A 20,285-nucleotide genomic window follows, 5' to 3' on the forward strand; every position below is an offset into this window, starting at 1 on the left:
AACAGCGATGGTCGTTTCGGATGTGAGTCCGGCGCGCGGCGGAATTCGATTTGGGCTGAGAGGCCAAATTCTTTGTCTTGGAGTGGCCGGTGTTGCGGTCATCGGCTGCCTGTACTTGGCAGGCCTTTCGATCGAGCGGCGCAGCCAGCGGATCGCCGATCGTGTCGCGACGCTCGCCGGCCTGAGCGGCGGCATCTGGGAGGGGCTGTTGCAGGCCCGGGGGACGGCGAGCGAATTCCTGCAGAAGCCGTCGGACGCGAAGGTCGCAACGCACGACCAGACCGTGGCGTCGATTGCGTCGCGGCTCGACCAGGTCGACCAGATCCTCGCGGCGAACCCGGATGACGAGACCGCGCGGCAGGCCGCTGCGTCGCGCGAGGCCGTCAACGGCTATGCGAGCCGGTTCGCCAACCTCGTCGCCGCGCAGAAGCTCATCGGCTTCAACGAGAACGACGGCCTTCAGGGCAAGCTGCGCGGCGCCGTCCGCTCGATCGAGAGCCAGCTGACGAAATACGACCAGCCGCGCCTCGCCGTGCTGATGCTGATGATGCGCCGGCACGAGAAGGATTTCATGCTGCGCGGCGATCCCAAATACGGCGACGATCTGCGCAAGCGCGTCGACGAGTTCGGCCCCGAGCTCGCCAAGGCCGATCTGCCGGAGGCGGTCAAGGCCGAGATCGTCAAGCTGATGACCATCTATCGCGAGAGCTTCCTCGCCTACATGGCTGGACAAACCAAGCTGATGGCTGAAGCGGCCGAGCTGACGCGGCACTATGACAGCATCAGCCCGACCTTGCAGGCGATCAGGTCCGCGGCCGACCAGCGGCTCGGGGTGGTCAAGGCCGAGCTTGCCGCGGTCAAGGACGACGTGTTCTGGTCGATCTGCATCACGCTGCTGGTCACCGCCGCAGGCGCGTTCCTGTTCGGCCGCTGGCTCGCTTCGCCGCTGCTGCAGATGGCCCGCGCGATGGAGCGGCTGGCGCAAAACGATCTCGACGTCCGCCTCGAGAAGGTCAAGCGCCGCGACGAGGTCGGCCAGATCTCGCACGCGCTCGGCATCTTCCACGGCAAGCTGTTGGAGAACCGCCGCCTCACCGAGGAGCAGGCCAGGGCCAAGGAGGTTGCCGAGCGCGAGCGCAAACGGATGTTCGCCGAGATGTGGGAGCTGCTCGAGACGGATCTCGATTGCGCCGTCGCCGAGGTGATGACGATCAGCAGCGACGCCTCGACGCGCAGCGCGCAGGCCGTGTCGGAGGCGAAGACGATCGCGAGCGAGGCCGGCATGGTCGCGCAGGCCTCCGCCAGCGCGAGCAGCAACGTCACCACGGTGTCGAGCTCGGCGGAAGAGCTGTCGGCGACGGGGCGGGAGATCGCGCAGCGCGCGGCCGAGACGGCGGAGCTCGCCAGCCGCGCGGCGCGCGAAGCGCAGCAGGCGGGATCGACGGTCGCCGCCTTGAGCGATGCCGCCGAGCAGATCTCCTCGGTGGTCAGCACGATCGCGGAGGTGGCGGCGCAGACCAATCTGCTGGCGCTCAACGCCACCATCGAGGCGGCGCGCGCCGGCGAGGCCGGCGCCGGGTTCGCGATCGTCGCGCATGAAGTCAAGGCGCTGGCGCGCAAGACGTCCGAGGCTGCCGACGACATCGCTCAGCGCATCGACCGCATCTCGAGCGCCACCTCGGACTCGACCGCCGTGATCAGCAAGATCAGCGCGGCGATCGGCAGCATCGATGGCGCGAGCGCCGCGATGGCCGCGGCGGCCGAGGAGCAGGAGGCGACCTTGCGCGAAGTCGCGCGCAGTCTCGCCGAGGCCTCGTCCGGCGTGGCCCTGGTCGCGGAGAATGTCACCCGGATCTCCAGCCGCTCGTCGCAGATCGAGCAGCAGACCCAGGCTGTGTCGGAGCTGGTGACCGGGACCAACGGCCGGGTCTCGGAGCTGCGCGCCAACCTCATGGTGTCTTTGCGCAGCTCGAGCGTCGGCGACCGCCGGACGTCCGACATGCGCCGGCCCGTGAGCATTGCCGCGCGCCTCCATGGCCGCGGAGGACATATCGACGGGACCGTGCTCGATCTCTCCGCGGGCGGCCTGCGCTTCCGCGCCGCGATGGATGTCGTCGGTCTTGCCGAGCAGCAGCCTGTGAAGGTGGACTGCGCGGCGTTCGGCGCGGTCGAAGGCGAGATCGTTGCGATCGGCAATCGCGACGTTCACGTCAGCTTTCGCGAGGCCGGCGAGAGCGAGCATCGCGGTGTCACGGCCCTCCTCGCCAAGATCGACGGCGCCGACCAGGCTCAGGTCGATGCCGCAATGGCGGTGGCCGACAGGATCACGGCCGCGATCGAGCAGTCGATCGCGTCAGGCGAGAGCACCATCGCGACCTGGTTCGATTTCGACTACCGGCGGATTGCGGGCACCGATCCCGAGCAGTTCGAAGCTCCGTTCACGACCCTCTGCGACCGCTTGTTGGCGCCGCTCCAGGAGGCGGCCTTGGCCGCCGATCCGAACGTCGTGTTCTGCGTCGCGATCGACAGGAATGCCTACATCCCGACCCACAACCGCAAGGTCTCGCAGCCGCAACGGCCGGGCGACCAGGCCTGGAACGTCGCGAACAGCCGCAACCGCCGCTTTTATAAGGACCGCGCCGGCATGGCGGCCGCGCGAACGCTCCGCGGGCATCTCGCGCAACGCTACGAGCGCGACATGGGCGGCGGAGTCACGATGATCGTGAAGGAGATCGATGTGCCGATCAGGATCAGGGATCGCCACTGGGGCGGCCTGCGGCTGGCGTTCAAGACGTAGATGAGCGCGGGGTGTCAGAGATCGAGCACGGGGAGGCGGCGCAGCTCGCGGGATCACAAGCTGCGCCGCTCCGGACTCATGGAGACTTCGGGCTTATGGAGACTTGGCCTGAGTGCTGGGCTCGACGGTGATGGTGATGCGCTCCGACATGACCGGCTTGTTGTGCGGGATGTGGCTCCAGTCGCCGAGCACGAGCTGCAGCGTGTGCTGGCCAGGCGTCAGGTTGACCGAGGCCTCGGTCTGGCCCTTGCCGAAATGCACGTGGCCGGCGTCCACGGGAATGGCCTCGTTCAGCGCGTCGCCCTCGAGCGCGGGCGCGTCGATCAGGAGGTGATGGTGGCCGGTGTTCGGGGCCTCGGTGCCGGACGGCGCGACGCCCATGCCGGACAGGCCGAAGCGGATCAGGACCGGCGAGGTCACCTTGTCGCCGTCCTTCAGGTTGATGAAGTAGGCCTTGGCGTTGTCGGGAGCCGGCGTCTCGCCGGCCATGACGAGGCTGGCGGCTGCAAGCGTGGTTGCGAGCGTGGCGGCGGACAGCGTGAGGGCGAGTCTCAGTCGGCGCATCCTGGAAATCCTTATCTCTGCGACGTCGGCAAATCTCTAAAGGTGAAGGCACGGCGCAAGGCGGCGGAGGGCTACCGGAGGTGGCGCGACCGCATCTTGCAGTGCGGGCAAACAGTAGATCATCAGGTTTGGCGAGGCCGCGAACAAATTGCGGCGCCCGCGTGATGTTTATAGCGCTGGCGTGGTTGTGATGCGACCGCAGGTCGCGGCGATCCGATCAAATCTTAACGACCGCGGAAAGCACCGGTTAGGTGCAACCCGCTACGGTCGCGGGCTCATGCCGGCGCCCGCCGGAACATTTCAGCCCGATGCATTTGAGGTTCATGATGTCGCCGTCCCTGATCGAAACCGCCAATCTCACCGCCGACCTGTCGCCGGCGCCGATCGAGCCGTCCTGGATCATCGAGGGCAATCCGACCGCGACCTCCTGCACGATCGCGCGCAGCAGCGACGGCCTTGGCTCGACCATCGTCTGGCATTGCACCGAGGGCAAGTTCAACTGGTACTACGATTTCGACGAGACCATCCTGATCCTCGAAGGCGCGATCGTGCTGGAGAGCGAGGGGATGCCGGCGAAGCGCTACGGGCCGGGCGACGTGGTCTTCTTCCGCGACGGCGCGCATGCCAAATGGACCGTCGAGGGCCACGTCAAGAAGCTCGCCTTCTGCCTGAAGACGCAGCCTTACGTGCTCGGGCTGGCGGTGCGCGTGATCAACAAGCTCAAGCGCATGTTCCTGACCCCGGAAGGCCGCCGCGGCACCAGCCTCGCGGGCGCCTAGACCCCGTCCAGGATAATAACGGTCGGACTCGACGGCAAAAGCTCGCGCGACATTTTCAAGGACCGCTCGGTGCGGCGGTCGATCTCGAACTGCTGGCCGATGTTGCGCATGAACTCTTCGAGCGGCGTCGCGAAGCGGTGCATCGGCAGCACCACCGAGGCGCGCAGCCGCTTGGTGATCTCGGAGATGCCGTCCAGCGACATCGTGTAGGTGCCGTCGATCGGCACCATCACCACGTCGAGCCGGCCGATCGCGGCGAAATGCGTCTCGTCGAGCTTGACGTGCAGATGGCCGAGATGGCCGATGCAAAGGCCGGCGACCTCGAAGATGAAGATCGAGTTGCCGTCCTTGATCATGTCGGCGCCGAGCGAGTCGCTGAAATAGCGGCGGATGTCGGTGGTGATGTTGCGGACCAGCACGTCGCCGATGCGCTCGAAGATCTGCGCCGGCTTGCCGTCGTCGCCCCAGCCGCGCAGCACGTGCGGAATGCGCGGATCGGGCGCCAGCGTGTAGTGCGTCGAATGCGCCCGGTTCATGGTGATGACGTCCGGCAGCCGCCCGACCTGATAGGCGCCGCTGTAGTCGGTGGCGATGCGGATGCCCATCGGCGTGTCGATGAAGTAGGTCGAATGACCGGCATAGGTGATCGTCACCTCGTTGGCGGCGGCGGCCGTCCGGCGCAGGCTGACAGGCATCGCGCGCGGCGTGTTGCCGGCCATCGCGAGACACTCGCTGGTGCGCGGTCCCGATTGCGCCAGCGCAGGCGATGCGAACGAGACCAGGACGGCGAGCAGCGAGACCAGCGAGCGCAGCATGTCGGTTCCCCTTCAACGGCAGCTGCGAGTGTAGCGCCTAAACCGCATCTTCACTATCCTCACCACAACGCACCGATCGATGAGGGCGGGTGGACGACGTGGGAGGATGTCATGACTGCTCGACTACAGCCGCTGCGCGAGATTGATGCAGGCGTGCTGCGCATTGCCTATTTCGAAAGCGGACCGGCCGATGGTCCGGCCGTCATCCTGCTGCACGGCTATCCCTACGACATCCACTCCTATGTCGACGTCGCGCCGCGCCTCGCCGCGCACGGCTGCCGGGTGATCGTGCCCTACGTCCGCGGCTACGGGTCGACGCGCTTCCTTGATCCGTCGATACCGAGATCGGGTCAGCAGGCGGCGATCGGCGCCGACCTCATCGCGCTGATCGATGCGCTGGCGATCCCGCGTGCCGTGTTCGCCGGCTATGATTGGGGCGGACGGGCGGCCTGCGTTGGCGCGGCGCTGTGGCCGGAACGCTGCGCCGGTCTGGTCTCGGTGGGGGGCTATGCCATCCAGGATATCGCGAAGGCGCTCAAGCCTGCTTCGGTCCCGCAGGAATTTGCCTATTGGTATCAATGGTACTTCCAGACCGAACGCGGCCGCGCCGGGCTCGCCGCCCACCGCGCCGAAATCGCGCGGCTGCTGTGGCAGCAATGGTCACCGAACTGGCGCTTCGACGATGCGACCTTCGCGCGCTCGGCCGAGGCCTTCGACAATCCGGATCACGTCGAAGTCGTGATCCACAGCTATCGCCATCGCTACGGCCTGGCCGAGGGGGACCCGCGCTATCAGGAGCTCGAACAGCGGTTGGCGGCGCAGCCCGTCATCACCGTGCCCACGATCACGCTCGATGGCGATGCCGATGGCGTCACCCCGGCGACCGACGGCCGTGCGCACGCTGGAAAATTCAGCAACCGGATCGCGCATCGCGTGATCCCGCGCGCCGGCCACAATCTGCCGCAGGAGGCGCCCGAGGCGTTCACGGCTGCCGTCAGGGAGGTGCTGCGCTGAAACTGTCAGGCCCGAGCCGGGCTCAGCTTCCAAGCGAAGAACAGCAGCGCTGCGGTCATCAGCCCGCAGATCACCGCTCCTTCGGGCAGCGCCAGCGCGAGCGCTGCAGTCGCAGCCCAGCCGATCGAGGAGAAGGCTTCCGCGAAGGTCGCGAGCCGGGACGAGGTCTGGCGGCGGCGGAACTGGCTGCGCCGCGCCTGGATGCGGAACCAGAGCTGGATCGCGGTGGAGGAGATGGTCGCGATCAGCACGGCCGCCGCCGTGACCGCCGCCTGGGCCGGTGCAACCCAGCCGAACGCGAGCACCAGGGGGGCGAAGATCAGCGTGATCGCGATCAGCACCACTTCGATCTTGGCGCGCACGATCCGCGAGGCGGGCAACGGCGCCGTGGCGACCAGCTCCTGCGCGTCCTCGCCGGAGATCGTGAGCCAGGCCAGGCCGCCGGCGAGCTGGCCGGCGGCCATGACGATGACCGGCGTGATCAGGATGACGGCCTGCGAGCTGTCGGAATAGCTCCGCCACAGCAACAAGGCCGGCGGCACCAGATAGAGCAGCTGCATCAGCGTCTGCGAGATCAGCCAGGGGTCGCGCCGCAGCAGCATGAATTCCTTGCGCCGCAGCGCCTGCTGCCGCGAGCCGCCGCGGAACGCCTGGATCTTCGCGCCGGCGCGGGTCGAGACCCCCTGGGCCGCAGCGCTGATCGCCGTGTCGGCAAAGCGCGGCGAGAACACCAGCATGACGACGCCGAGCAGCAGCAATCCGGCAGCCAGCAGGATGAGCAGCGCCTGGCCGTCGCCGAGCGCCGCGCGCGCCGGCAGCCAGACGAGACTGTCGGGATCGGGCGCGATCGCCGCCGCGGCATCGGAGGTGAGGATGGCGAAGCGCGACAGCGTGCCATAGGACATGATGGCCGCGATCTGCAGCATGATCACGAACCCGGCGCCGATCACGGCGGCCAGGATCTGCGCGACCAGCCGCGTGCGCGCGGGACCGATCAGGCGGAACAGGATGATCGTGATCGCGATGGCGATCGCGGCGGCAGACAGTCCCACCGCTGCGACCACGACGAAGGCCGCGAGCCAGCGCACGCCGCCTTCGATCAGCAGCACGTCGACGAACGGTGTTGCCAGAAGCAGCGCCATGCTGGTCACGGACAGCGCGATGGCGGCAATCCGGACCGAGAAGATCTCGGCGAGTCGCACCGGCGACGACATGATCAAATCGAGATCGGCACGGGCGTAGAACACGCGCGTCACCGACTCGATCGCCTGCGACAGCATCAGAGCCCAGGACAGCATGATGGTCGCGGTGACGACGATCAGCGCGGTCTTGTCGAGCGGCGGCGCGAGGTCGGCATAGCGGCCGACCACGACCCAGGCCGGCACGTGCATGACCGCGCCGAACAGCACGAGGCCGATGATAGCCGCGCGCGTGCGGCGGCGCTTGCCGGCGGTGATCATGCCGAGCCATTCGCGCCAGGCGAGCCGGAGCTCGTGGCGCGCGAACCAGGCCAGCGTCGCCGCCCGCGTCATGCCGCGGACTCCACCTCTACGAGAGCGATGAAGAGTTCCTCGAGGCTGGTGTCGGTGCGGCCATTCTGCTGGCGCAGTTCGGCGAGCGTGCCCTCGGCCACCACGCGACCGGCGGCGATGACCCCGATCCGGTCGGCCATGCGCTCGGCGACTTCGAGGATGTGGGTCGTCATGATCACCGTGCCGCCGCGGCGGACGCGCTCGGCCAGCAGGCCCTTGACGTGGCGTGCGGAGACGGCGTCCAGACCGGTGAGCGGCTCGTCCAGGATGATCAGCCGGGGATCATGAATGAGCGCGCCCGCCAGCGCCACCTTCTGGCGCATGCCCTTGGAAAAGCCCTCGCAGCGCTCGTGCAGATGCGGCTCGAGCCCGAGCGAGATCAGCAGATCGCGGGCGGTCTGGCCGGACGTCGAGGGATCGATGCCCCACAGCCCGGCGACGAATTCCAGATATTCGAGCGGCGTGAGCTTGTCGTAGATCATGGGCTCGTCGGAGACCCACGCCATCACCTGCTTGGCGGCGATCGGATCGCGCAGCGCATCGATGCCGAAGATTTCCACCTGTCCGGCATCCGGCCGCAGCAGCCCTGCGACCATGCGCAGGGTGGTGGTCTTGCCGGCGCCGTTGGGACCGACCAGCGCGTAGAACTCGCCCGAACGCACCACGAGGTCGAGGCCATCGACCGCCGGCCGTTCGAAGCATTTGGTGAGACCTCGCACGGCGAGGGCAGGGCTGTCTGGCATCATGACCGCTCGTTGGTTCGCGTCGGCAACTTGAACGCAACTCGTTGCGGCGCGGTGAACGGCCGCTCGATCACGTCGGCGGACGCCAGGTCGCGCCTCGAAGCAACGCGTTCCCCGGCGATTGGACCACCGCGTCCGGACGGGATCACGGCGATGATGGGGGCATCGATCGGATCTTTCCAGCTCGAATGCTGGAGGCTAGCGGGTCAAACCGGCCATCTCCGCCAGCAGGGGCGCCGGCTGGAATCGGCCGATGCCTGTCTCGTCGAGCACGAACAAGGGGTGGATGCGCTGCGCATCGGCGTCCTCGATCATGGCCATGCGCTGGTTGTCGAGCAGCAGCCAGTGTCCGTCGAGGCGGGCGGCGGCGACGGCGTGATCCTCGCCGCGGACGATGTCGCGCAGGATCACGATGCGCAGGTCGTCCGCGTCGATCCCAGCCAGCCGCAGGGCGACGAACTTGGCGATCGCATAGTCCTCGCAGTCGCCGGCATGGCGATCGAAGGTCGCGAGCGGCGAGGCCCAGACGTCCATCTGGCCATACTGGTCGAGGTCGCTGGCCGGCCGGATGGCCAGATTGATGGCGCGGTTGATCTCGCCGAGCCGGGCTCGGCCGGTGCGGAGACGGCCCTGGTCGACGATGGCCAAGAGGCTGAGCGCGGCCGGCGAAACGCAGTGCGCGCGGTCACCGTCGCACAGCGCCAATTGAACCCGCTCGTCGTCGAGCTTGCGCGCGAGCGCCGCCCATTTGCTGGCCAGCGAGCCCGTCTGCAGGTCGACGCGTATCAGCCCGAAAGGTTCTGCCGTCGCGCGAATGGTGGTTGCCAGTCCCAACGGCTGGCCGATCGGGCCTGCCCCAGCCGGATCGCCCGTCCAGACGACCGCGACGGCCGCGGCGACGGCCAGCGACGCGCGCATCAGCTTGAGAATAGTCATGTGACGCCCCATGCCCCAGATCTCCTCCGGCGCAATGCAGCGCCTGGCGGAACCCGATGTTGCATGCAGCATGGGCGGGGACCCCTTGGCCCAGACTTAAGGCCGGCGCACGGGCGATCAAATCTCGACCTTCACGCTGAACGTTGTGTTGCGCCGATGCGACAAATTCTAACGAAAGGCGAGCCAGGGTCGCGACCATCTCTCGGATTCGCGGCAAGGTTGTGGCCTGCGTCGAGCCGCAGCTCCTGCTAAATTGATGCAAATCTTTGATTCTTGTTAGCCCGATCACACTGCTCGACTTGAAATCCGATCATAAGGGTACGCCGGTGAGGATGCCGAGGTCAGGAAAGGTAATCATGTCTTCCAAAGTACTTCAGATTACTTTGGTTAGCCAAATGACGCTGACTGAATACTTGTAAGTGTTTTGCGGCGTCAGCCGAAAAGACGGCGAAATCTTGACATTATCGAAGCAATCCCGCGGGAGGCGCAGTTTCCAGCCCTCGGGGGCACAAGCTGAAGATGGTTCCTCCAGGCACCCACCAGTGATATGGACGCTTTGAACGCTCATTCTTATGTATTCATTAACCATAGTTCGGTGGCCCCGTGAATTACGCTGGCAAGTCTGACGCCGCGCTTTTCTCCGATGGCCTGGGCACCCCCGCGCACGCGTCTGTGCGGCTGGACGTGCCACCCGCTCACGCGCCGGCGGATGCGATCGTCGTTCCGGATGCGCATTTTCTGTTCAGTGCCGATTTCAAGCGATCCGGCGTCGATCTGATCCTGTCGTCAGACGGTCGAGACCTCGTGCTCCCCGACTATTTCAAGGGCGAGAAGCGGGCGCCGCTGGCCTCGCCGGATGGCGCGCATCTGACCGGCGACCTCGTCAATGCGCTGTCGGGCGCGGTGCAGGTCAGTCAGGCCGGCGCCGCCGCTGCGGGCGGCAAGGTGATCGGGCACGTGACGAAGCTGGTCGGCACCGCGACGGTGATCCGCAACGGCGTGTCGATCCTGCTTCACAACGGCGACAACGTCGAGAAGGGCGATATCGTCCAGTCCGGCTCGAATTCGACGCTCGGCATCACCTTCATCGACGGCACCGTGTTCGGCCTCTCCTCGAATGCGCGGATGGTGCTGAACGAGATGGTCTACGACCCCAACGGGTCGAACAACTCGTCGCTGATCAGCCTGGTCGCGGGCACGATCTCTTTCGTCGCCGGCGAGACCGCCAAGCATGGCGACATGAAGGTCGACACGCCGGTCGCGACCATGGGCATTCGCGGCACCGCCGTCCTGGTCGAGATCGATTTCAGCGTGCCGGGTCAGGGCGGTTTGCCGGACGCCAAGTTTCAGGTGCTGGTCGAGCCCGACGGGCGCACCGGATCCTACGTGCTGTTCGACAAGACGACGCTGCAGCCGATCGCCGTGGTCAACCAGGCCGGCCAGCAGATTCAGATCAGCAACGGCGTGGTGAACCAGAGCGCCGTGCCGCTCTCGCCGGATATCCAGAAGCTCATCAACGACGTGTTCTCGCTGAAGTTCACCGACAACACGAATCCGAAATCGAACACCCACTTCACCGATATCGGCGTGCTGCAGCCGTTGGCGCCCCTGACGCTGCCCAACGGCACCAGCGCGACGCCGATCATCAAGCTGACCGACACCACCACCCCGACCACGCCGTCGAGTACGACATCCGAGCAGCCGTCGCATCTTCCGGGCGCGCCGGAGGTCCGGATTCTCGACAGCAACGGTAAGCTGACGACGTCGTTCGGTCTGGTCGAGCGCGCCGGCCAGACCGGGAATACGACCGATTTCGACACCGTCCTCAGCCGGGTCAATTTCCTCGACGTCAATGCCATCGACAAGCCGACGGTCTCCGTCAGCTTCAAATCCTACGCCTACAAAAGCGTGGATCAGGCCGATGTCACGGGTTCGTTGAACGCCCTGCAAGTGCAGGACGTGATGGCGACGGCCGTGAAGATCACGGTGGTGCCCGATCCCACGAACAAGAACTTCGGCTCGGCAACGCTGACCTACAGCGTTCCGGACAAGTCCTTCGACTTCCTGGCCGCCGGCGAGACGCTGACGCTGACCTACGTGGTGCGTGTCGACAACAATTTCGCGCCGTCCAACGAGTATACGGAGGTGCCGATCACGATCACGGTGACCGGCACCAATGACAAGCCCGAGATCGTCGCGAGCGTCCCGACGGTTGCGTTCGAGGGCGGCACCAGCGTTCCCGGCGGGCCGCTGACATCAGATGATCCGACATCGGGCACGTTGACCTTCAAGGATGTCGATCTCACCGATACCCATACGGTCTCGGCCAAGCTGAGCAGCGCGGTTCTCGAGGGCGGTGGCAGCATCCCGCCGGCTCCGCTGGCGCTGTTCGAGCAGGCGCTGACGGCGTCGCTGGCGTTGGACAGCACCGGCAGCGGCACGGGCAAGATCAATTGGACCCTGGCCGACCTTCCGGTCTATGTCGCCGATTTCATCCCGGCCGGGAAGGCCCTGACGCTCACCTACACGGTGACCTTGAAGGATTCGCAAGGCGCGACATCGACGCAGACGGTCACGGTCACCATTACCGGTACCGACGATCCCGCGGTGGTCTGGATCGCCACGACCCAGCCCGATGGGCAGAGCGGCGCCCAGGTCATGCTGTGGAGCGACGGCGCGAATTGGGCGACGGGCCTTGCTCCGACCGCGGCCGACGACGTCATCATCATCACCGATCAGTTGCACGGGTTGACGCCCGCCTTCCCGGTGACGATCGACTCGGCCGCCTTCGCCAAATCGGTGAGCCTGAACGATTTCGGCGGCGGGGCGGTCCCGCAGCTCGACAATCACAGTACGCTGACGATCAGCGGCGCGCTGACGGCCAAGGCCGATTCCCGCATCTACAATTTCTCGGATGCGATCCTCAGCGTCGGCGGGTCGGCGCAACTGCTCGACCAGAGCGAGCTGCACAATTCCGGCACGGTGCTGCTGGCGGGCGGCGGCGTGTTCGGCGCCTCGGCGATCATCAGCAACGTCGGAACGATCGAGCTCAGCGCCGGCACGCTGGTCGTGCATGCCGACGTCGAGAACGCCGGTGAGGATCGCTCCGGCTTGATCCAGGTCGACCTCGGCGCCACCCTAACGCTCGATGGCGGCAGCATCGACGGCGGCACCATCCTGATCCAGGGCGTGCCGGTCATCCAGAATATCGGGACGCTGCAGGACGGCGAGGAGAATCCGGAGCAGCCCGGCGGGGTGCTGCAGTTGACGGGCGGAGCTGCGATCCGTGGCGGCGAGCTCGATAATTTCGGCACGGTCGATGTATCCGGTACAGGGAACATCCTCTCGAATGAGAGCGTGACCAATGTCGGCCTCATCGACATCAAGGCCGATGGCGAACTGACGCTTGACGGCGGCACCAGCATCGACAATGCGGGCGGCAGCATCACGGTGGAAGACGCCGCAACGCTGACGTTAACGCACGCGAGCATCACCGCGGGCGTGATCACCAACGAGTCCGGCGGAACGATTGCCCTGGCCGGCCATGGCGCCCTGATCGGCAGCATCGTCGACAATTCCGGCGTCATCGCAGTGTCCGGCAGCGGCAATGCGCTGGACGACGAAACCATCACCAATGCGAATGCCGCGGCCATCACCATTGCGCTGAGCGGCGCGCTGTCACTGAGCGGCACGACCATCGCTGGCGGGGCCATCACCGGCGCGGGGACGATCTCGGTCGATGGCGACAGCGTCATCGACGGCAGCGCCGTCCAGGGCGGCTCCGTTCTGATCGGCGACAGCGTCGGACAATTCGCGGAAGGTTCGGTGGTCCTCACCCTCGAGGGCGGCGCCGTGGTGACCAGCGTCGACGTGACGATCGGCGAGGGCGCGACGCTCGAGGTCGCGTCGGCCGCGGGCGCGACCCTCGTCGACGTTTCCGTCGACAGCTCCGGCATCGTGCAGGTGGACGAGGGCGCGCTGCTGCTGATCGAGGACAGCACGATCACCGGCGGTGATCTCGTCAATCGCGGCACGGTGCATGTCGAGACCGAGGCGGCGTCCACGTTCGACAATGTCACGATCGACAATGCCGGCGGCGTGATCATCATCGACGAGGCCGGCGATACCCCGGTGCCGTCGACCCTGGTGCTCGACGGCGGCACGAGCCTCACCGGCGGCACGCTGAAGGTCCAGATCGCGGGCACGCTGGAGATCGCCGGCCACGACGTGACTCTGTCCGGCGTGCAGGTCGAGAATGCCGGCGTGTTCACCGTCGACCTCGATGCGATCCTCGCTCTGGTCGACACCAAGGTGAGCGGCGACGGCGAGTTGCACGTCTACGGGACGATCACGGCGAGCGGCGTGAGCGGTCTCAGCGGAACGATCTACAACGAAGGCACGATCGAGATCGTCGCCGGCACCTTCGAGATCACCGGCAACGTCGAAGGCTCGGGCCAGATCAAGGTCGACGCCGGCGCGACGCTGAAGGTTGACGGTCATGTCGATCAGACCATCGATTTCAGCAGCGAAGGGGGCAGCGAGCTCGTCATCGACGAGACGGGCTTCTCCGCCAAGATCGCCGGCCTCGGCGTCGGCGACAAGATCGACCTGTCGACCATCGCCTGGAGCGCCACGACCACCGCGTCCTACGACGCCGAAACCGGCGTGCTGACCGTGACCGACGGTCAGGGGCACAGCATTGATCTCACTCTTGTCGGCGATTACAGCAACGCCCATTTCGCCGGAAGCACCGATGGGCATGGTGGAACGCTGATCACGCTGACGGCGGAGGATGCCGCGCCGGTCATTGCCGATCCCGATCAGGCGGGCAGCATCGCGGAAACCGCCGAGCAGACCGGGTCGTCCGCTCCGCACACCGCCACCGGCACCATTCACTTCACCGATGTCGATCTGACGGATCGTCCGGCGGCTTCGATCCTCGCCGACTCCCAGCAAGTCAAATGGACTGCGGCCGATCACCAGACCGATCTGTCGAACCAGCTGACATCGACCCAGATCGCGGCGTTGGAGCAGGCGCTGCAACTGAGCCACGGCGCCAACACCAACAACGGCGCGATCGACTGGACCTATGCGATCGCCGGCGGCGCGCTCGATTTCCTCGGCGCCGGCGAGACCGTCATGGTCACCACCAAGGTCACGGTCGACGATCACCAGGGCGGCACCGCGATCTCCACGGTCGTCGTCACCATCACGGGGACCAACGATCAGCCCGTCATCACCTCGGACGCGCAGGCTGCGGAGATCTCAGAGCGCGCGGATACGTCCGGCTCGAAACTCCGAGATACGGCAACAGGCACCATCACCTTCACGGACGCCGACGTCACCGACACGCACGCCGTGAAGGTGACCGCCGTCGCGGTCGAGGGCGCGCATGACGGGCTTCCGCCGGACAGTTCGGTATTGCTGAGCTGGCTGTCGCTGGGGCCGCTGACGGATTCCGACTCCGGAGGCACGGGATCTCAGTCCTGGACCTTCTCGGCCGAGGACAAGGGCTTCGACTATCTCGGCGTCGACCAGCAGGTGACGCTGACCTACACGGTGGAAATCGCGGACGGTCGCGGTGGCGTGGTCGACGTGCCCATCACCATTACCGTCAACGGCGCCAATGATGCGCCCGTCATCGTCGCTGAAACCAACCCGCCGGTGCAGACCGTGATCCTGGCGGAGCGGGCAATCGAGCTGGCGAGTTCCGCCACCGCCAACACCGCGGGCATGGCAACCGAGACCTTCGATCACAACTCGTGGGACTTCGAAGGCGAGGGCCGCGGCCATGACGGCTTCTACAGCCAGGCCCTGCACGCAACCTTCACGGCGAGCGGCGCCGCGGGGATCGTGCAAGGCTCCTCGTCGGTTTTGTCGGCGCCCTACATGGATGGCGGCCGGGACCAGACCAAATATCTTACCATCGGCGCCAACGCGCACGAGACGATCACCTTCGACAGCATCAAGAACAGTTTCGGGCTGTATTGGGGATCGGTCGACGCCTACAACAACATCTCGTTCTACAACGGCACCAAGCTGGTCGCGTCCTATACAGGCAGCGATGTCGCGCCCTTGATCGCCAATGGCGGGCAGACGTCGTCTGCGTCGAACGGCTATGTCGAGTTTCTCGGTCTGACGCCGTTCAACAAGGTCGTGCTCGCCAGCAGCCAGAACGCCTTCGAGCTGGACAATGTGTCGGCCGGCTACATCCCGGATCAGCCGGTGAAGCTGTCGAGCGACATGTCCGGCACTCTGACGGTTCGCGACAAGGATATCGGCGATACGCTGACCGCGTCCGTGCTCGGCCAGGGTGTCGTGAAGTACAACGGCTCGTCGAACCTGCCCGAGAATGTCCATGTCGACGCGCTGGCGAGCGCAGCGGCGATCACCTTCGATAGCGCGACCTCCGATGGCCACAAGGAGGTGCTGCACTGGACCTATCATCCGGACGCGGTGAACCTGGACTTCCTCAAGCCGGGCGATACGCTGACCGTGACCTATCAGGCCGTGGTCAGCGATGGCCACGACACGTCTGCTACCAAGCCGCTCACAATTACGCTGGCCGGCAACGGCGCCTCGATCGTCAACGGCACCAGTCAGGACGACAATTTCGTCAATGTCGGCGGCGGCGTCACGATCTTCGGCAAGGGTGGCAACGACACCTTCGTCTTCAACCCGCATTTCGGCAGCGCCACGATCGGCGATCTCAATCTCAACAAGGACATCGTCGAGATCGACCATTCGCTGTTCGCCAGCGTCCAGGCGATGGTGGATGCGGCGCAGTCCGCCAACGGTGGTCAAGACACGGTCATCACCGATGCCGCGCACGATACGCTGACGCTCAAGGGCGTGACGCTCGACCAGTTCAAGGCACATCACGACGGCTTCCACCTGGTTTGAGCGCCGTCGTGCAAGGCTACGCAGGAGTCCTCTTCGGCATGACCGCTCGTTCCGGTTGTCCGTCCTTGGCGTGATGGCGGCATGAAACGACTGAAGGCAGTGCCCCGATGGTTCGCGCGCCGGTTCGGCTATGCGCGCGTGATGTGCCTGCTGCTGCTGGTCGCCTTCGCGGCACTACGCGTTGCCGATCCGCCGCCGGTGCAGGAGTTCCGGCTTCGCACCTTCGATAGCTTCCAGGCCTTCAGCCCGCGCCCCAAGACGATCCGGCCGGTCACGATCGTCGATATCGACGAGAAGAGCGTGTCCGATCCCAAGCTCGGGCAATGGCCTTGGCCCCGGACGCGAATCGCCGAGATCATCGATCAATTGACTCGCATGGGGGCGCTCGTGATCGCCTTCGACGTGGTCTTCGCCGAGCCCGACCGGCTCAATCCCGCGCTCGCCGCCGAGACCTTTCCCAATCTCGATGAGACGACACGCGAGAGATTGAAGGCGCTGCCGTCGAACGATCAGGTGCTGGCCGACGCGCTGCGCAGGTCGCGCATCGTGCTCGGCGAGACCGGCAGCCCGGAGCCGCGCGCCGATCTCGACATGACGTTGCCAGTGACGGGGTTCGCGATGCTCGGCGACGATCCGATCCCGTTCATGCAGCCGTTTCCGGGCCTGCTGCGCAACGTCCCGGTGATCGAGCATGCGGCGGCGGGGCGAGGGCTGTTCACGATCCCGCCGGAGCGCGACGGCATCATCCGCCGGGTGCCCATGATCATGCGGGCGCAGGACGTGACGATGCTCGCGCTCAGCTTCGAGATGTTGCGGGTTGTCACGGCGTCCGACACGGTGCTGATCAAGACGGCGGAAGGCGGCATCGTCAGCCTTGGCTTGCGCGGCTTTCAGATCCCGACCGACGGCAACGGCAAAATCTGGGTCCACTATGCCAAGCATGATCCGTCGATCTACGTTTCCGCCATCGATGTGCTCGAGGGGCGGGTCGCGCCGGAGAAGATCGCCAAGAAGCTGGTCCTGATCGGGCCATCCGCGATCGGCCTGAACGACATCAAGACTACGCCTGTCGATCCAGCCATGCCTGGCGTGGAGGTGCACGCCCAGGTGCTGGAGTCTGTCCTGACCGGATCGATCCTGACACGGCCGTATTGGGGCATCGCGGTCGAGTTCGGCGGCGCCGTGGTGCTCGGACTGCTCGTCATTCTGTTCGCACCGCGGCTGGGCGCGATCACGCTGGTGGCGGTGGGAGGGCTGTTTGCGAGCGCGCTGCTGGGCGTCTCCTGGTACTTCTACACCCAGCAGCGAATCCTGATCGACTTCACCTATCCGATGCTCTCGACGACGGCGGTCTATCTGACGCTCATCTTTGCGAACTTCGTGCGCGAGCAGGAGCAGCGGCGGCAGATGCGCTCGGTGTTCGGACAATACCTGTCGCCGGTCCTGGTCGAGCAACTGGCTGACTCGCCGCCCAAGCTCGGCGGCGAGGAGCGCGAGATCACGGTGATGTTCTCCGACGTGCGCGGCTTCACCTCGATCTCGGAGAGCTACAAGCACGATCCGCAGGGCCTGACCCAGCTGATGAACCGCTTCCTCACGCCGCTCACCAACGCCATCATCGCCCGCAAGGGCTATGTCGACAAATACATGGGCGACGCCATCATGGCGTTCTGGAACGCGCCGCTGGCCGACAAGGACCATCAGCTCAATGCCTGCGAGGCGGCGCTCGACATGCTCGATCGGATCGATCGGGTCAATGGCGAGCGTGAGGACGAAGCCGCGCATGGCGGCCACGTCTACATCCCGCTCAAGGTCGGCATCGGTCTCAACACCGGCATCGGCGTCGTCGGCAACATGGGCTCCGACCTGAAGTTCAACTATTCGGCGCTCGGCGACAGCGTCAACCTCGCCTCACGGCTGGAAGGCCAGACCAAGGAGTACGGCTTCCCGATCATCGTCGGCGCGGCCACCGCGATGGCGGTGAAAGACAGGCTCGCGATCCTCGAACTCGATTTCATCATGGTGAAGGGCAAGAGCGAGCCGGAGGTGATTTATGCGATCACCGGCCGCGAAGACGTGATGCATTCCGAGCGCTTCCAGCTGCTGCGCAACCTGACCATCGAGATGCTCGCCGCCTATCGCAGCCGCGACTGGGACGAAGCGCTGGCGGCGATCGCGCGAGGGCGCAAGAAGGACGAGGCGAAGGAGCTGGAAAAGCTGTTCGATCTCTACGAAGAGCGCATCCGCGCCTATCGGCAAAATCCGCCGCCAGAGGACTGGAACGGCGCTCACGCGCTGACATCGAAGTAGTGCCAACTAAACCCTAGCAACGATGAATTATCCCCTTCAGTGTGCGGTTGCCGGGCGATGAGTGCAGTGCTCATGAATGCGCCCCCTCCCCTTGTGGGAGAGGGGATGTAGGACGGCTCGGGGAGCTCGGTTGGGTGAGGGGTTTCTCTCCGCGAGTTGCGCCCGTTGAACGAGACCCCTCACCCAACCGCATTCGCGGATGGGCCGCAAATGCCCTCTCCCACAAGGGGAGAGGGCATGTGATCTGACAGCCGCGTTGCCGCGAGGTCGAGACGACAGCTCGTTACTCCGCCCCGATCGTCGTCAGGTCCTGGAACCAGTGCTGGGCCTGGACGAACTTCTTGACCTTCGGCGACAGCGCGTGAGGGTTGGTGTCGTGCACGACCCAGACCAGCACGGCGTCATCAACCACCTGCGCATGGGCCTGCGCAATCAGCTCGTCCTGCTTTGCCGGATCGAACGTCTGCTTGGCCTCGGCGATCAGCGCATCGACCTTCGGATTCTTATAGCCGCCCCAGTTGACGCCCACAGGCGCGATCTGGTCGGAGGCGAAGAAGCGGACGATGGCGTAGAGCGGATCTGACGTGACGTAGGCGATGTTGTTGGCGGTGATGCCGGCGTTCATCTCGTCAGCCGCGCCCTTGCGCCAATGCGTGTAGAGCGTCTCGAGCTCGACGACCTTGAACTCGATGTTGATGCCGATTTCCTTGAAGCTCTGCTGCAGATATTCGTTCATCGGCAGCGACAGCATCTGGCCGGTGCCGCCCTGTGCGATGATGAAGGTGGTCTTCAGCGGCTTGGCGGGCGAGTAGCCGGCCTCCTCGACCAGCTTCTTGGCGGCGGCGAGATCATATTTCAGTTCGAAGCTCGGCTTGCCGAACCACGGGCTCGATGGGTCGACCTGGCCCTTGGCCGGCTTGGCGAGACCGTTCATCAAGCCCACGACCTCGTCGCGGTTGATCGCGAGGTTGAGCGCCTTGCGCAGCCGGATGTCGGTCCAGGGCGAGCCCGGCAGCACGCTGAGATGATAGTTCCAGACATGCGGCGTGACGTTGTCGACGAGCTTCATGCCGGCGGCCTTGAGCTGCGGCACCGCGTCCGGCGCCGGCGTCTCGATCAGGTCGACCTGGCCGGCGAGCAGCGCGTTGGTGCGGGTCAGCGCCTCCGGCATCGGCACCAGCACCAGCTTGTCCGTCTTCGGCAGCCGGTCCTTGTTCCAGTATTCGGAATTCTTTGTCAGTTCCGCGAGCTCGCGCGGCACCAGCTTGGTCAGCTTGAACGGGCCGGTGCCCGAGGGCTGGCTGGCGAACTTGTCCCAGTCCTTGCCGAGCTTCTCATATTGCGCCGGGCTCGAAATCAGGAACCACAGCATCTGATAGGGGAAGAAGGAGTCGACGGTCTTCGTCGTGATCTCGACCGTGGAGTCGTCGATCTTGGCGTAGCTCGCCACCGACGGAAGCCGTGTCTTGACCTGCGCGCTCTGCCGCTTGTCGAACTGTGGTGCCTTATCGTTGAGCACCTTGTCCAGATTCCAGATCACCGCATCGGCATTGAAGTCGCTGCCGTCGTGGAACTTGACGCCCTTGCGCAGGGTGAAGCGCCATTTGGTCTTGTCGGCGTCGTCGACCTTCCACTCGGTGGCAAGGCCCGGGATCAGCTTGCCCGCCTTGTCGGCGACGCTCATGTCCCACGCGACCAGCGGATCGTAGATCGTGTATCCGGTAAACTGATAGGCGCCGGCGCCGCGATCGGGCTGGCCGGTCGTCAGCGGGATGTCGGCCATCGAGATGCCGTAGCGCAGAACCGTTTCAGCATGCGCGGCCATAGTAGAGATGCCGAGCGCAAGCGCAGTCGCCAGCAAGGACAATTTCATACGCATCAGTGTGAAGCTC

At 65.6% G+C, this 20,285-nt stretch carries 11 protein-coding genes; 5 read left to right on the forward strand and 6 right to left on the reverse strand.

Going from position 1 to position 20,285, the window contains the following annotated elements; translation table 11 throughout:
• The first annotated feature begins 115 nt into the window (after positions 1-115).
• Positions 116-2,797 (forward strand): methyl-accepting chemotaxis protein, encoded by a 2,682-nt coding sequence (locus ACQR0Z_RS29690; protein ID WP_434920973.1) that lies wholly within the window; start codon positions 116-118, stop codon positions 2,795-2,797.
• A gap of 93 nt (positions 2,798-2,890) precedes the next feature.
• On the opposite strand, the gene ACQR0Z_RS29695 is transcribed toward ACQR0Z_RS29690, so the two are convergent.
• On the reverse strand, positions 2,891-3,361 hold the full coding sequence (locus ACQR0Z_RS29695; RefSeq protein ID WP_434920974.1) for a DUF4399 domain-containing protein: 471 nt from the start codon (positions 3,359-3,361) through the stop codon (positions 2,891-2,893).
• A gap of 326 nt (positions 3,362-3,687) precedes the next feature.
• Between ACQR0Z_RS29695 and ACQR0Z_RS29700 the strand changes: the two genes are divergently transcribed.
• A complete protein-coding gene (locus ACQR0Z_RS29700; RefSeq protein WP_434921049.1) occupies positions 3,688-4,140 on the forward strand; it encodes a cupin domain-containing protein in 453 nt (150 codons plus the stop codon).
• Here ACQR0Z_RS29700 and ACQR0Z_RS29705 read toward each other — a convergent pair.
• Positions 4,137-4,955, reverse strand: coding sequence for an MBL fold metallo-hydrolase (locus ACQR0Z_RS29705; RefSeq protein WP_434920975.1), 819 nt, complete (start codon positions 4,953-4,955; stop codon positions 4,137-4,139). The two genes, ACQR0Z_RS29700 and ACQR0Z_RS29705, sit on opposite strands and share 4 nt — an antisense overlap.
• 111 nt (positions 4,956-5,066) lie before the next feature.
• Here ACQR0Z_RS29705 and ACQR0Z_RS29710 point away from each other — a divergent pair, with 111 nt between their 5' ends.
• Positions 5,067-5,969 carry an alpha/beta fold hydrolase gene (locus ACQR0Z_RS29710; RefSeq protein WP_434920976.1) on the forward strand — a complete coding sequence of 301 codons (903 nt, stop codon included), beginning with the start codon at positions 5,067-5,069 and terminating at the stop codon, positions 5,967-5,969.
• 5 nt (positions 5,970-5,974) lie between these two features.
• Here the strand turns inward: ACQR0Z_RS29710 and ACQR0Z_RS29715 are convergent, their stop codons facing one another.
• From ACQR0Z_RS29715 to ACQR0Z_RS29725, 3 genes are all read right to left on the reverse strand, one after another.
• Positions 5,975-7,501: a permease gene (locus ACQR0Z_RS29715; RefSeq protein ID WP_434920977.1), complete on the reverse strand. Its 1,527-nt coding sequence runs from the start codon at positions 7,499-7,501 to the stop codon at positions 5,975-5,977.
• Positions 7,498-8,247 (reverse strand): ABC transporter ATP-binding protein, encoded by a 750-nt coding sequence (locus ACQR0Z_RS29720; protein ID WP_434859612.1) that lies wholly within the window; start codon positions 8,245-8,247, stop codon positions 7,498-7,500. The genes ACQR0Z_RS29715 and ACQR0Z_RS29720 overlap by 4 nt, the downstream gene beginning before the upstream one ends.
• A gap of 195 nt (positions 8,248-8,442) precedes the next feature.
• A complete protein-coding gene (locus tag ACQR0Z_RS29725) occupies positions 8,443-9,162 on the reverse strand; it encodes a transglutaminase-like cysteine peptidase (RefSeq protein ID WP_434920978.1) in 720 nt (239 codons plus the stop codon).
• 621 nt (positions 9,163-9,783) lie between these two features.
• Between ACQR0Z_RS29725 and ACQR0Z_RS29730 the strand changes: the two genes are divergently transcribed.
• A complete protein-coding gene (locus ACQR0Z_RS29730; protein WP_434920979.1) occupies positions 9,784-16,083 on the forward strand; it encodes an Npun_F0296 family exosortase-dependent surface protein in 6,300 nt (2,099 codons plus the stop codon).
• An 81-nt stretch (positions 16,084-16,164) separates the two neighbouring features.
• Entirely contained in the window at positions 16,165-18,393 is a 2,229-nt protein-coding gene (locus ACQR0Z_RS29735) for a CHASE2 domain-containing protein (RefSeq protein WP_434920980.1), read from the forward strand.
• A gap of 283 nt (positions 18,394-18,676) precedes the next feature.
• On the opposite strand, the gene ACQR0Z_RS29740 is transcribed toward ACQR0Z_RS29735, so the two are convergent.
• Positions 18,677-20,272 (reverse strand): ABC transporter substrate-binding protein, encoded by a 1,596-nt coding sequence (locus ACQR0Z_RS29740; protein ID WP_434920981.1) that lies wholly within the window; start codon positions 20,270-20,272, stop codon positions 18,677-18,679.
• Positions 20,273-20,285 lie beyond the last annotated feature (13 nt).

The organism is Bradyrhizobium sp. HKCCYLS3077 (assembly GCF_051167555.1).
Lineage (GTDB): Bacteria > Pseudomonadota > Alphaproteobacteria > Rhizobiales > Xanthobacteraceae > Bradyrhizobium.